The organism is Ruania halotolerans, assembly GCF_021049285.1.
GTDB classification, from domain to species: domain Bacteria; phylum Actinomycetota; class Actinomycetes; order Actinomycetales; family Beutenbergiaceae; genus Ruania; species Ruania halotolerans.
Window position 1 is genome coordinate 1,188,172 of record NZ_CP088017.1, and the last position, 12,643, is coordinate 1,200,814.

The 12,643-nt window shown below is 69.1% G+C and carries 11 protein-coding genes; 5 read left to right on the forward strand and 6 right to left on the reverse strand.

Annotation, left to right across the window (positions count from 1 at the left end):
* Nucleotides 1-19: 19 nt before the first annotated feature.
* A complete protein-coding gene (locus LQF10_RS05220) occupies nt 20-1,711 on the reverse strand; it encodes a DUF885 domain-containing protein (RefSeq protein ID WP_231066429.1) in 1,692 nt (563 codons plus the stop codon).
* 127 nt (nt 1,712-1,838) lie between these two features.
* On the opposite strand from LQF10_RS05220, the gene LQF10_RS05225 reads away from it, so the two are divergent.
* On the forward strand, nt 1,839-2,711 hold the full coding sequence (locus LQF10_RS05225) for a sugar phosphate isomerase/epimerase family protein (RefSeq protein WP_231066430.1): 873 nt from the start codon (nt 1,839-1,841) through the stop codon (nt 2,709-2,711).
* Between the two features lie 64 nt (nt 2,712-2,775).
* Here the strand turns inward: LQF10_RS05225 and LQF10_RS05230 are convergent, their stop codons facing one another.
* Both LQF10_RS05230 and LQF10_RS05235 read right to left on the reverse strand, forming a co-directional pair.
* Nucleotides 2,776-3,075, reverse strand: a complete 300-nt coding sequence (locus tag LQF10_RS05230; RefSeq protein ID WP_231066431.1) for an acyl-CoA carboxylase subunit epsilon — start codon at nt 3,073-3,075, stop codon at nt 2,776-2,778.
* Complete coding sequence (locus tag LQF10_RS05235) at nt 3,072-4,667, reverse strand: acyl-CoA carboxylase subunit beta (RefSeq protein ID WP_231066432.1); 1,596 nt, start codon at nt 4,665-4,667, stop codon at nt 3,072-3,074. The genes LQF10_RS05230 and LQF10_RS05235 overlap by 4 nt, the downstream gene beginning before the upstream one ends.
* Before the next feature lie 231 nt (nt 4,668-4,898).
* Here LQF10_RS05235 and LQF10_RS05240 point away from each other — a divergent pair, with 231 nt between their 5' ends.
* Nucleotides 4,899-5,669 carry a biotin--[acetyl-CoA-carboxylase] ligase gene (locus LQF10_RS05240; protein ID WP_231066433.1) on the forward strand — a complete coding sequence of 257 codons (771 nt, stop codon included), beginning with the start codon at nt 4,899-4,901 and terminating at the stop codon, nt 5,667-5,669.
* A 17-nt stretch (nt 5,670-5,686) separates the two neighbouring features.
* On the opposite strand, the gene LQF10_RS05245 is transcribed toward LQF10_RS05240, so the two are convergent.
* Nucleotides 5,687-7,138 (reverse strand): NAD-dependent succinate-semialdehyde dehydrogenase, encoded by a 1,452-nt coding sequence (locus LQF10_RS05245; RefSeq protein WP_231066434.1) that lies wholly within the window; start codon nt 7,136-7,138, stop codon nt 5,687-5,689.
* Nucleotides 7,139-7,242: 104 nt separating this feature from the next.
* Between LQF10_RS05245 and LQF10_RS05250 the strand changes: the two genes are divergently transcribed.
* The 3 genes from LQF10_RS05250 (at nt 7,243) to LQF10_RS05260 (ending at nt 10,071) form a co-directional block, all read left to right on the forward strand.
* Nucleotides 7,243-8,493 (forward strand): aspartate aminotransferase family protein, encoded by a 1,251-nt coding sequence (locus LQF10_RS05250; protein ID WP_231066435.1) that lies wholly within the window; start codon nt 7,243-7,245, stop codon nt 8,491-8,493.
* 187 nt (nt 8,494-8,680) lie between these two features.
* Complete coding sequence (locus LQF10_RS05255; RefSeq protein WP_231066436.1) at nt 8,681-9,178, forward strand: DUF3830 family protein; 498 nt, start codon at nt 8,681-8,683, stop codon at nt 9,176-9,178.
* Between the two features lie 86 nt (nt 9,179-9,264).
* Entirely contained in the window at nt 9,265-10,071 is an 807-nt protein-coding gene (locus tag LQF10_RS05260) for a hypothetical protein (RefSeq protein ID WP_231066437.1), read from the forward strand.
* A gap of 206 nt (nt 10,072-10,277) precedes the next feature.
* Here LQF10_RS05260 and LQF10_RS05265 read toward each other — a convergent pair whose 3' ends face one another.
* A complete protein-coding gene (locus LQF10_RS05265) occupies nt 10,278-11,648 on the reverse strand; it encodes an amidase (RefSeq protein ID WP_231066438.1) in 1,371 nt (456 codons plus the stop codon).
* Nucleotides 11,645-12,625, reverse strand: coding sequence for a D-2-hydroxyacid dehydrogenase (locus LQF10_RS05270; protein WP_231066439.1), 981 nt, complete (start codon nt 12,623-12,625; stop codon nt 11,645-11,647). Before LQF10_RS05270 ends, LQF10_RS05265 begins: the two co-directional genes overlap by 4 nt.
* Nucleotides 12,626-12,643: the final 18 nt, after the last annotated feature.

Consider the following 12,643-nt stretch of genomic DNA (forward strand, 5'->3'; position numbering starts at 1 on the left):
CGGCCCGTGACCGGTGCGCTCAGCCGAGCAGCGCCATCCGCAAGGTGTCCAGGCCCACGGACCCCACGTCGAGCGCACGCCGGTGGAAGCCGGCCAGGTCGAACTCTGTTCCCTCCCGGGCGCGGGTCTCCTCCCGCAGCTGCTCCCACAGTCGCTGGCCCACCTTGTACGAGGGTGCTTGCCCGGGCCAGCCGAGGTAGCGGTTCAGCTCGAACCGCTTGAACCCCTCGGGCATGTTCACGTTCGCGTCCAGGAACGGCCAGGCCTTCTCTGCGTCCCAGGTGCCGCCGCCCCACCGTGGCGGGCACGGCTTGCCTAGGTGCACGCCGATGTCGATCACCACGCGAGCGGCGCGCAGCCGCTGACCGTCCAGCATCCCGATCGCATCGGCCGGGTCGTCCAGGAAGCCGAGGTCCTGCATGAGCCGCTCGGCATACAACGCCCAACCCTCCCCGTGACCGCTCACCCAGCAGGCGAGCCGCCGCCAGTCGTTCAGGGTGTCCGCCCGGTACACCGTCTGCCCGACTTGCAAATGATGCCCAGGAACACCTTCGTGGTAGACGGTCGTCTTCTCCCGCCAGGTAGCGAACTCCGTCACTCCCGGCGGCACCGACCACCACATCCGGCCAGGCCGGGAGAAGTCGTTGCTCGGCGGCGTGTAGTAGATGCCGCCACTCTCCGTGGGGGCGATGCGGCACTCGATCGTGCGGACCGGGTCCGGGATGTCGAACTGGGTTCCGGCCAGTGCGGTCACGGCCTCGTCTGCGGTGGTCTGCATCCACTCCTGCAGGGCATCCGTGCCATGCAATGTCCGGGTCGGGTCGGCGTCCAGCTCAGCCATCGCCTGCTCGATACGTGCCCCCGGTCCGCTGATCCGCTCGGCCAGCACCTGCTGCTCGGCGATGATCGACTCGAGTTCGGCCAGACCCCATTCATACGTCTCATCGAGGTCGACCTCCGCGCCGAGGAAGGTGCGGGAGAAGCGCGCATAGCGCTCCGGCCCGACGGCATCGCGCTCCGGGGCGAGCGGCGCCAGTTCCCGGAGGGCCTCGGCGAGGGCCGCGTACCCGGCGCGAGCAGCTGCGGCGCCCTCTGCCAGGGCAACAACCACGTCCGCGGGAGGCTCGGAACCGTCGATGCGTGCGCCGTCGGCGAAGGACTGCCAGAACCCCTCGGCACCGGCGAGACCTTCGGCTTCCTCGATACACGCCTCGATCTGGCGGATTGCAGCCACCCGGCCGCGGGCGGCGCCCAGGCGCAGGGACTCCGCGTATCCTTCGACGGCGCCGGGAACCGCCTGCATCCGGGCGGCGATGGTGCGCCAGGCGCCGGGACTGTCGGTGGGCATGAGGTCGAAGATCTCCCGGATGCTCTGCACCGGCGAGGCGATCACATTGAGGTCGGCAAGGTGTTCGTCCGCCTCGGCGAGCTCGATCTCCAGCCCCAGCCGCTCCCGCATGGCGTGCCGGGTCACCCGGTCCACCTCGTCCTCGGGCGTGACGGCGTCCAGCGCCCGAAGTGCGTCATAGGCCGCCTGGGTGAGCGCGGCCAGGCCGTCGGGGGAGTGGTCGTCGAGGGCGTCCTCGGGGCCGGGTAGCCCGACCTCGGTGGCGAACATCGGGCTGAGGTGGGCGAGTGTGCGGACGTACTCGTCGGCAACCTGGTCGGTGGCGGTGCGGGGGCGGGAGCCTGAGGCGGGAGTGCCGGTCATGTGGGCACGCTACCGCCCGGGCGAGTGCGCTCCCACCGGAAATTCACCCGCGTGGCACGCACCCGTGCCTGGCAACAGAGGGCAACCGCTTCCCACGCTCGGTGGCAGCGATGCCAGACTTGCGACTATGACGGAACAGGGGAAGCCACGGCTCGGTGTTCAACTCATGACGGTTCGCAGCGAGGTGGACCGGATGGGCCTGGACCGTGTCCTGCAGCGCTTGGCCGAGATCGGTCTGCCGAACATCGAGATCTCGCAGGTTCCGTTGAGCGACGAGAACATGGCCGCGTTCGAGCGGGCGCGCACCGACCACGGCGTGGAGTATGCGGCACTGTCCGGAACGATGGAGCCGTCCGGGGCCGCCAACCCGTCACTGGTGGACTCCTACGACGACGTGCTCGCTCACGCACGCACTCTCGGGTCCGAGCGGATCCGGATCGGCATGCTGCCGGCACTCGCGCTCCGGGACGCGGATTCGCTGCTCGCGTTCTGCCGCGAGGCCGAGGCGATGGCACGCAGGCTGGCCGACGATGGGATCCGGCTCTCATATCACAACCACCACATCGAGTTTGCACGGCTCGGCGGCCGGGAGGTGCTCGAGACGATCCGTGCCGAGGCACCCACTCTCTGGCTCGAGCTGGATGTGTACTGGGTGCAGCGCGGCGGGCATGATCCGGTGCGGACGCTGCAACGCTTCGCCGGCGTAGTGGACCTGGTGCACCTGAAGGACTTCCGCGTCTCGCTTCCCCCGGCAGAGGCCTTCGATGCCCTGGCAGCCGGGGACCGGTCCGGGTTGGGGGCGCACCTGGCTCAGCCGGTGCAGTTCGCCGAAGTGGGTGAGGGCACTCTCGACTGGGCCGCAATCGTGCGGGCCGGGATCGAGGCGGGCGCTGCGCACCTGCTCATCGAGCAGGATGACACCTACGGCCGTGACCCGTTCGAGTCGCTGGCCTCCTCCCACGGCCACCTGGCCGCACTGGGTTTCGGCGAGATGTTCTGACGGCTTTCACCACACGGGTGACCTGAGCCTCAGGCACGCACTCGCGGAGGGTGGTGGGGGTGGTTCAGCGGGGGAGGGCGCTCCAGCGCCAGGCACCGCGGCCGGGACGCGACGCCTGGCCCAGTTGATGGGCGCGGTCGGTCCACAGGGCGGAGTGCGCACCGTCGTCGACATCGTCGTGGGCGGCTGCCGCGCGAGCCGCCACGATCCCGGCCACAAGGGCGGCGAGCTCGGCCTCGTCCGGGTCGCCCTTGACCACTCGCACCAGGTCCGAAGGGATTTCACCGAGGGCGGAGTAGTGATCGGAGCCGTTCCCTGCGGATCCGTCCCCCACGCCCCCATTCGACGTTCCGGTCCCGGTCATAGCGGGATGTTCCCGTGCTTCTTGACCGGCAACGACGCCCGCTTGGTGCGCAGCGCCCGCAGGCCCTTGACGATCTGCAGGCGGGTCTCGGAGGGCTTGATCACCGCATCGATGTACCCGCGCTGCGCGGCATCCCATGGGTTCACGATCGCCTCCTCGTACTCATCGATGAGGCGAGCGCGTTCGGCCTCCACATCACCGCCGTCCTCGGCCACCTTCTTCAGCGCGCCGCGCTGCAGGATGTTCACGGCACCGCCGGCGCCCATGACGGCGATCTGTGCGGTGGGCCAGGCGATGTTCAGATCTGCGCCGAGCTGCTTGGAGCCCATCACGATGTAGGCGCCGCCGTAGGCCTTCCGGGTGATCACGGTGATCAGGGGCACGGTGGCCTCGGCGTAGGCGTAGATGAGCTTGGCACCGCGGCGGATGATGCCGTTCCACTCCTGATCGGTGCCGGGCAGGAACCCGGGCACGTCCACGAACGTCAGCACCGGGATGTTGAATGCGTCGCAGGTGCGTACGAACCGGGCCGCCTTCTCCGCAGCGGCGATATCGAGCGTGCCGGCCATGGACTGCGGCTGGTTCGCCACGATGCCCACCGGGTGCCCCTCCACATGCCCGAAGCCGATCACCACATTCTTCGCGAACAGCGCCTGCACCTCGAGGAACTCGTCATCGTCGAGTACGGTCTCGATCACGGTGTGCATGTCATAGGGCTGATTGTCCGAATCCGGCACCAGCGCATCGAGCGCCTGGTCCTCCTCGGTCACCTCGAACTCGGCCGGAGCATCGAAGGTCTCCGGGTCGGTGAGGTTGTTCATCGGCAGGTAGTGCAGCAGCGCCTTGGCGTAGTCGAAGGCGTCGTCCTCGTCCGCGGCGAGGTAGTGGGCCACCCCGGAGCGCTCATTGTGCGTGCGGCCGCCACCGAGTTCCTCGAAGCCGACGTCCTCACCGGTCACGGCGCGGATCACGTCCGGTCCCGTGATGAACATGTTCGAGGTCTGATCGGCCATGATGATGAAGTCGGTGAGCGCGGGGGAGTAGACCGCACCACCGGCACTCGGGCCGAGGATGAGCGAGATCTGGGGGATCACCCCGGAGGCGGCCACGTTGCGGCGGAAGATCTCGGCGAACTGCGTCAGCGCCGCCACACCCTCCTGGATCCTCGCGCCACCGCCGTCACTGATGCCGATCAGCGGCACGCCGGTGCGCATCGCCAGGTCCATCACCTTGGTGATCTTCTCCCCGTGCACCTCACCGAGGGATCCGCCGAAGACGGTGAAGTCCTGGGAGTAGATGCACACCTGGCGGCCGTCGATGGTGCCGTACCCGGTCACCACACCATCACCGGAGATGCGCCTGGCGTCGAGGCCGAAGTTCGTGGACCGGTGGGTGGCGAAGGCGTCGAGCTCGGTGAAACTGCCCTCGTCGAGGAGGGCGTCGATGCGGTCCCGGGCGGACTTCTTACCGCGGGCGCCCTGCTTCTCGACGGCGATCTCGGCCAGCCGCTGCGGGCCGTCACTCGTGCGACGTTCCAGATCGGCGATCTTGCCGGCGGTCGTGGACGTGTCTGTCTGGTCAGAGGTGCTCACCTAGAGCACTGTAGTTGTGCCTGGTCGCCAAGGGCGTGACGCCTGGGTCTCGCGTGGCGGCGTGGGATTTGTAGAGATTCGACAATGCGCGGCGGATCCGGTGGCGCGGCCGAGGCGAGGGCGGGGAGGGGAGTCGGCCCCGCCGGGCACGATCGCGTCAGTGGGCCGCTGCGGCGGGTCACTCGCCGGTGGAATGGTGCAGGGCAGGGCCCATGGTGGCAGGCTGGCCTCATGGGAATGAGCCCGCCGCTGGAGATTGTCGACGACGTGGGTTCCACGAACGCCGAGATGCTCGCCCGAGCAGGTGCGGACCCCGACAACTGGCCGCACCTGTCCGCCCTACTGGCCCGCCGCCAGCACGCGGGAAAGGGAAGGTCCGGGCGCACCTGGTCCACCGACGAGCACAGTGCACTGACGTTCTCGATCCTGCTCCGACCCGCAATGCCAGCCCAGGACTGGGGGTGGCTGCCCTTGTTGGCGGGGGCCGCCGTCGTGCAGGTGCTGCGTGCGGAGGGCACGCATGAGGTGCCGTGCGGTCTCAAGTGGCCGAACGACGTCGTCCATCTGGGCGGCGGGCAGGTCTTGCCGGAGTGGGGGTGCCTGCGCAAGGTGGGCGGTCTTCTCGCCGAAGTGCTCCCCGACGGATCGGGCGTAGTGATCGGAATCGGAGTCAACCTCGACGGCACCACCCTTCCGGTGCCGTGGGCAGGCACGGTCGCGCAGCTGGGCGTGTCCGCGCCGGCGGAGCACCTTGCCGAGGCGATCCGGGAGCACGTTGCGGACCTGCTCACCACCTGGGCCGAGCGCGCCGACCCGCACACGCTCGTGGCACCGGTATGTCTGACCCTCGGCACTCAGGTACGGATCACGCTTCCCGGCGGCGCCGAACTCGAGGGTGAGGCATTGGACCTCGAGCCCGACGGGTCGCTGCGGGTGCGCACCCACGATGGCAGTGAGCAGGTGGTGCTCGCCGGCGACGTCACGCACGTGCGCGCCGGCTGAACCGCCACCGGCATGATTTAGTCGGCGATGCCGATGTACTTGGTGTCCAGGAACTCCTCGATTCCGGTGAGGCCACCCTCGCGGCCCAGACCGGACTCCTTGACTCCGCCGAACGGCGCCGCCGGGTTGGAGACCACGCCCTGGTTCAGCCCGACCATGCCCGCTTCGAGTGCGTCGCACACCCGCAGGCCACGCCGCAGCGACTCGGTGAATACGTAGGAGACGAGTCCGTACGGGGTGTCATTGGCGCGGGAGATCACTTCCTCCTCGGTCTCGAACGTGCTGATCGCTGCGACCGGGCCGAAGATCTCCGCATGCCCGATCTCGGCCTCGGCGGGCACATCGGTGAGCACTGTGGCCGGGAAGAAGTGGCCCACGCCGGACTCCTCGGGAACCCCGCCGAGCAGCACCCGCGCCCCGCCGTCGGCGGCCTCGCGCACCAGGGTGGTGACCTTCTCCACGGCGCGATCGTCGATCAGCGGACCGATGGTCACGCCCTCTTCGGTGCCCGGGCCCATCCGGCGCGCGGCCATCTCCTCGGTGAGGCGGCGCGTGAACTCCTCGGCCACGGAGGAGTGCACGAAGATGCGGTTCGCGGCCGTGCATGCCTGGCCGATGTTGCGCAGCTTCGCAGCCATCGTGCCGGCCACGGCAGTGTCCATATCGGCATCGTCGAACACGATCAGTGGTGCATTGCCGCCCAGTTCCATCGAGGTGCGCATCACCGTCTTTGCCGCGAGCTCAAGCAGGTGCTTGCCCACGCCGGTGGAGCCAGTGAAGGAGAGCTTGCGCGAGCGCTCGTCCAGGATGAGCGGGCTCATCGCCTCATCGGCTTCGGAGGTGGTCACCACGTTCACCACACCGTCGGGCAGGCCGGCCCGCTGCAGGATCTCGGCCAGAGCCAGCGTGCTCAGCGGCGTCTGCGCGGCCGGTTTGATCACGCTGGTGCACCCGGCGGCGATAGCAGGCCCGATCTTGCGGGTGCCCATCGCCATGGGGAAGTTCCACGGGGTGATCAGCACACATGGACCCACCGGTTGCTTGCTCACCAGGAACCGAGCGCCCCCCGCCGGGGCTCGCATGTGCCCCCCGTCGAGGCGCACCGCCTCCTCAGCGAACCAGCGGAAGAACTCGGCCGCGTAGGCGATCTCACCCTTGGATTCGGCCAGTGGCTTACCCATCTCCAGGGTCATGATCAGCGCGAGCCGATCGACCTCGGCGTGCAGGAGATCGAAGGCGCGGTACAGGATCTCGCTGCGTGCGCGGGCAGGGGTGCGGGCCCACTCGGCCTGCGCGGCGGCTGCGGCGTCCAGGGCGGCCATCGCTTCGTCGGGGCTGGCGTCGCCCACGTGGGTGAGGACCTCGCCGGTTGCCGGATTCTCCACGGGCATCGTGCGGCCCGCGTCTCGCCAGGAGCCGCCGATGAACAGACCGGTGGGCACGGATGCGATCGCTTCGGTGGGGGTCATCGCCACGTCTTTCGCTCGGGGGCTGGGAATCCGGACAGATCGATGCTATCAATTGATTGTAGACAATCCGACAATGCAGTGCACGTACTTCCCGGAGGATCCTTGTGACGCACCCGACCCAGCTCTCGCCCCACCTGAAGCAGGCCACCCCGGTGCTGGTCGATCACGGTGAGGGGTCCTACCTGTTCGACACCGACGGTCGGCGGTTCCTGGACTTCACGGCGGGGATCGGAGTTACCAGTACCGGGCACTGCCACCCGCATGTGGTGGCAGCCGCGCAGGCACAGGTGGCCTCGCTGATCCACGGTCAGTACACGACCGTGATGCACAAGCCGATGCGTGAGCTCACCGCCAAGCTCGGCACCGTGCTCCCCGAAGGGCTGGACTCGGTCTTCTACGCCAACTCCGGCAGTGAGGCGATCGAGGCCTCGCTCCGACTGGCCCGCCAGGCCACCGGCCGGCCGAACGTGATCGTCTTCCACGGCGGATTCCACGGCCGTACCGTGGCCGCCGCCACGATGACCACCTCGGGTACCCGATTCTCCGCGGGCTTCTCTCCGCTGATGGGCGGCGTGCACGTGGCCCCCTTCCCGACGGCGTACCGGTACGGCTGGTCCGAGGAGGAGGCCACCGCCTTCGCCCTGCAAGAGCTGGACTTCATCTTCGCCACGCTCACCTCCCCGGCCGAGACCGCCGCCTTCATCGTGGAGCCGGTGCTCGGCGAGGGTGGCTACATCCCCGGCAACACGGAGTTCTTCCGCGGCCTGCGTGAGCGTGCCGATGAGCACGGCATCCTGCTCGTGATGGACGAGATCCAGACCGGGTTCGGCCGCACCGGGAAGTACTTCGGGCACCAGCACTTCGATGTGCGCCCCGATGTGATCACCATGGCCAAGGGTCTGGCCAGCGGATTCCCGATCTCCGGGATCGCGGCTTCCGAAGAGCTGATGAGCAAAGCCTGGCCCGGTTCGCAGGGCGGCACCTACGGCGGGAACGCCGTCGCCTGCGCCGCGGCGGTGGCCACGCTCGAGGTGATCGAGAACGAAGGTCTCGTCGAGAATGCCGCGCAGCGCGGCACCCAGTTGCTGGAGGCTGTGCGCGGGGCGGCGACGGACGCCGTCGGCGATGTGCGGGGCATCGGCCTGCTCGTCGGCTCCGAGTTCGTCACGCCTGAGGGCAAGCCCGACACGGCGCGGGCCTCCGCGGCGCAGAAGCTCGCCGGCCAGAAGGGCCTCCTCCTGCTCACCTGCGGTGCGTACATGAACGTGGTGCGGATGATCCCGCCGTTGGTGGTCACTCCCGAGCAGGTGACCGACGCGGTGCAGATCTGGACCGAGGTCCTCGCCGAGGTCTGACCCCCACCCGAACCCCCACCACTCAGCCGAACCCCCACCACCCACCCCTCTGCGCGAGTGCGGCCCATTCTGCTCAAATCACGAGATATAGGCGAGATTCGCCGCACTCGATCACTCCCGAGTGCCCCGACGGCGGAACGCACCCTCCGCCGTCGGGGCACCATCCGCTCACCCTCAGGAGGCACAGATGACCCGCTACATCACCATCACGCTGGACTCGCGTGGCGTCAGCTGCCGGGCCCGACTCCTGGAGGAGGAGGCGCCCGGAACGTGCGCCGCCGTCTGGGACGCACTCCCGCAATCCGCTGGTGCCTTCCACGCCAAGTACGCCCGCAACGAGGTGTACACCCTCGTGCCGCGGATCACTGCCGCCCCGCACCGTGAGAACCCGACTGTGACCCCGATCCCCGGGGACGTGTGCCTGTTCGACTTCGAGCCCTGGGAGATTGGCAACCCCGCGTACGGGTACGAACCGGGGTCAGCCGCGCACGCGGGACAGGGGGCCACCGATCTGGCGATCTTCTACGGCCGGAACAACCTGCTGATCAACGGTGACATGGGGTGGGTTCCGGGCAATGTCTTCGCCACGATCACCGATGGCCTGGAGGAGATGGCCGCCGCGTGCAACGACCTGTGGCTGCGCGGGGTCGAGGGGGAGACGCTGAGCTTCGCCCGCGCCGAGTAGTCCGACACGCCGGGCCCTCGGTGGGCTGGGTGTGACTGGCGGGGCGTTGACGGCGTGGAAGTTGACGCTGCGGAGAGGATCGCTCTATGGCGCGAGCGCAACTGGATGAGTGGGCACCCGACGTCGCCGAGTGGGCCCGGGCGGAGGATTTCCCCCGACCGGTGCGGTGGGGAGAGATCGAGGCGGCCATCCTTGCCCGGAAGCTCCCGCGTCTCCCGGAGGAAGCGTGGTGGGTGTCGGCGATCGGAGCCGTGGGGTGGATCGTCGTCGTGCTGCTCGCCCTGCCGACTTTCGGCTCGCCGGTGGTTGGCCTCGCGCTCGCAGCCGTGGGTAGCGCGGCCGAGGGCGGCAGTTCGGCCGAGCCTTGGTTTGTCGGAGCGCGCTTCTTCTTCGTTCTCGCCACCGGTCTCGGTGTGTCCCTCTTCGTCGATTGGTGGCAGTCCCGCCGGCGTGGGGTGTTGCAGCTCGCGAGCAGCGGGCTCACCGCTGTGGCCTCCGGCGCCGCCTTCGTGGTGGTGCAGGGTGAGGCACGGGTCGGGCTGTGGCTCCCGCTACTGATGCTCTCGGCTGCCATGGTCAGCGTCGTCGTCTTCGTCCTGGGCCTCAGCTCGACGCCGGAGGGGCGCCCGAAGAAGCGCAAGCCGCCGCGTCGTGGCCCACGGAGCGCAGCCCGGCGGGACCGGGCACTGCGGGCGCGCGAGGGCGTGCTGCAGATCCTCGTGGGGCGCGGGCTGGTGAATGCCGACCAGGACGACCAGGTCCGCCTCCGCGAGATGCCTCTGGGGTACTGGAGCGAGCTGGACGGTGTCGACGAAGCCGAGTGGCGACGGATCCTTGAATTGCGCCACGTCGGCTGGCGCGACTTCGATGCGAGCGACTCCCACCTTCCCTAGTGGCACCACACCGCTGCAGCACCACACCACTGCAGCACCACACCACTGCGCCGAGCGCAAACTTGGGCGGCATCTAGCCGGGAAACGCCGCACACCTTTGCGCTCGCGCTGGGTGGTGGCTCGAGGGGGCTCGGTGGTGGCTCGAGGGGGCTCGGCACTTGGCTGGGTGCGCTCGCGCTGGGTGGTCGTGTGGGGGTGACCGCGGCTCAGGCAGCCAGCACCTTCTCCGCGAACCTGGCCACCGCGAGCACCAGATCGTCGGAGTGCCGCGGTCCCACGATCTGCAGGCCGACCGGCAGCCCCGCGGCCGTCGTTCCGGCCGGGATGGAGATCGCCGGCTGTTGACTGAGGTTGAAGGGGTAGGTGAACGGGGTCCACTGCGGCCACCCGTCCATCCCGCTCCCGGGCGGCACATCGTGGCCCGCCTCGAACGCCGTGATCGGCATGGCCGGGGTGATGAGCACATTGTGCGTGCGGTGGAATGCACCCATCCGGATCCCGACGTCCGCGGCCACGGCACGTGCCTGCAGGAACTCCACGGCCGTCGCGGCCAGTCCGGCGTCCCATACCTTGCCCAGTCCCGGGTCGATCCCCTCTCGCGCGCCGGGCATCGTGTTCAGCAAGGTCGCGGCCCCGGCCGCCCAGAGCAACTCGAACGCCTCGATCGGGTCGTCGAATCCGGGATCGGCCTGCGCGACGGCCAGTCCTGCCTCGTCCAGGAGCCGCACGGCACGCTCCACCACGGCAGCCACCTCGGGATCGACATTGGCAAATCCGAGAGTCGGCGAGTACGCCACCTCGAGTCCGGTCACGTCACGCACGACCTCCCCGCGATAGGTCGAACGTGGCGGAGCCAGCGCCGTCGGATCCCGGTGATCGGGCAACGAGAGGATGTCCATCAGCAGCGCCGCATCGTCAACGGAGCGCGTCATCGGGCCGGCGTGCGCCAACGGCCCGAACGGACTCGCCGGATAGAGCGGGATCCGGCCATGGGTGGGCTTGAAGCCGACGATCCCGCAGAACGAGGCCGGAATGCGGACCGACCCTCCGCCGTCGGTGCCCACCGAGACCGGCCCCATCCCGGCGCCGACGGCCGCGGCGCTACCACCTGACGACCCGCCGGCGGTGAGCCGGGAGTCCACCGGGTTCCGCGTGATCCCGAAGGCAGGGCTGTCTGTGGTGGCCTTCCAGGCGAGCTCCGGGGTGGTGGTCTTCCCGAGAAAGACCATGCCATCCTCGCGCAGCCGGGCGGCTACCGGGGAGTCCACCTCCCACGGTTGATCGGGCGTGATCGCCGCCGAACCGCGCCGGGTGGGCCAGCCGTCGGTGAGGAAGATGTCCTTGATCGAGATCGGGACGCCGTCCAGCAGTCCCTTGACGTGCCCGGAGTGCCACCGGTCCTCGGACTCGCGAGCCATCGCGAGTGCGCGCTCGCCGTCCACCAGGCAATACGCGTTCAACTCGGAGTTCCGCTCCTCGATGGCCTCGAGCGCCGCGGTGGTCACCTCCACGGGGCTCAGTTCGCCTGCCCCGTAGGCGGTCACGATCTCGACGGCGGTCATCTCGTTCGGGTTCACCGTTGGCTCCTTGAGGTGGGGACGTAGCCCAGCTGGGTGTCGACGACGTTATGGAGATCACGACCATCGCGCCACCGGGTGAGGTTCTCGGCGAACAGTCGATCGAGCTCCTCTCGCCAGCCTTGCACGTCCCCGGACTGGTGGGCGGTCACAGTGACGCCGGCCATCGTCCACAACGGATGCTCGGCGGGCAGCGGTTCGGGGTCGGTCACATCCAGGACAGCACCGGCGATATCGCCTCGCGTCAGGGCGTGCACCAGATCCTCGGTGCGCACCAGCTCACCGCGCCCGACGTTGATCAGCCGCGCGTCGGAGCGCATCGCGCCGAACGCGGCGGCGTCGAACATCCCTCGCGTGGTGGGAGTGAGCGGAGCCACCGCGACCACCCAGTCCGCGTGCCCCAGTGCACCGTTGAGATCATCGGTGACGGTGCCGAAGTCCGGATCGTCGGTGATCACGCGCCGCCCCGCGCCGCTGACCTGCATGCCGACAGCCCGAAGTAACCGGGCAATGGCACGTCCGATCGCACCGGTGCCCACCACGAGCGCCGTGCTGCCCGCCACCCGGGCGGACTCTCGGTGCCGCCACGTGCGCCGGTCCTGATCGGCCCAGCAGGAACGGAAGTCCTTGGCCTCGGCGATGATCTGGCCGAGGACGTACTCGGCGATCGCATCATCGAAGACCCCGCGCGAGTTCGTGACGGCCACCTCACTGGAGACGAGGTCGTCGAAGAGCACCGGGTCTACGCCTGCGGCGGCCACATGCACCCAGCGCAAGGCGTCAGCAGCAGGCCATGCGCGGGGGAGTGCCCGGCTGAGGAAGTGGTGCAGGTAGAGCACCTCTGCCCCGGGGAGTTCCTCGGCCAGGTGAGCCTCGTCGGTGAAGCGCAGGGGCACCCGGGCAGCCAACTCCTCCAGGGCGGGGGATGCGGGCGGGGCGCCCTCATGAAGCACGAGGACGTCGGTGGGATCTGGCACATTGACAACGTATGAGCG

Coding starts and splice junctions, on each gene's coding strand:
- LQF10_RS05240 (WP_231066433.1), top strand. CDS start 4,899: ATGGGAATGAGCCCGCCGCTGGAGATTGTCGACGACGTGGGTTCCACG.
- LQF10_RS05220 (WP_231066429.1), bottom strand. CDS start 1,711: ATGACCGGCACTCCCGCCTCAGGCTCCCGCCCCCGCACCGCCACCGAC.
- LQF10_RS05245 (WP_231066434.1), bottom strand. CDS start 7,138: ATGACCCCCACCGAAGCGATCGCATCCGTGCCCACCGGTCTGTTCATC.
- LQF10_RS05260 (WP_231066437.1), top strand. CDS start 9,265: ATGGCGCGAGCGCAACTGGATGAGTGGGCACCCGACGTCGCCGAGTGG.
- LQF10_RS05225 (WP_231066430.1), top strand. CDS start 1,839: ATGACGGAACAGGGGAAGCCACGGCTCGGTGTTCAACTCATGACGGTT.
- LQF10_RS05255 (WP_231066436.1), top strand. CDS start 8,681: ATGACCCGCTACATCACCATCACGCTGGACTCGCGTGGCGTCAGCTGC.
- LQF10_RS05230 (WP_231066431.1), bottom strand. CDS start 3,075: ATGACCGGGACCGGAACGTCGAATGGGGGCGTGGGGGACGGATCCGCA.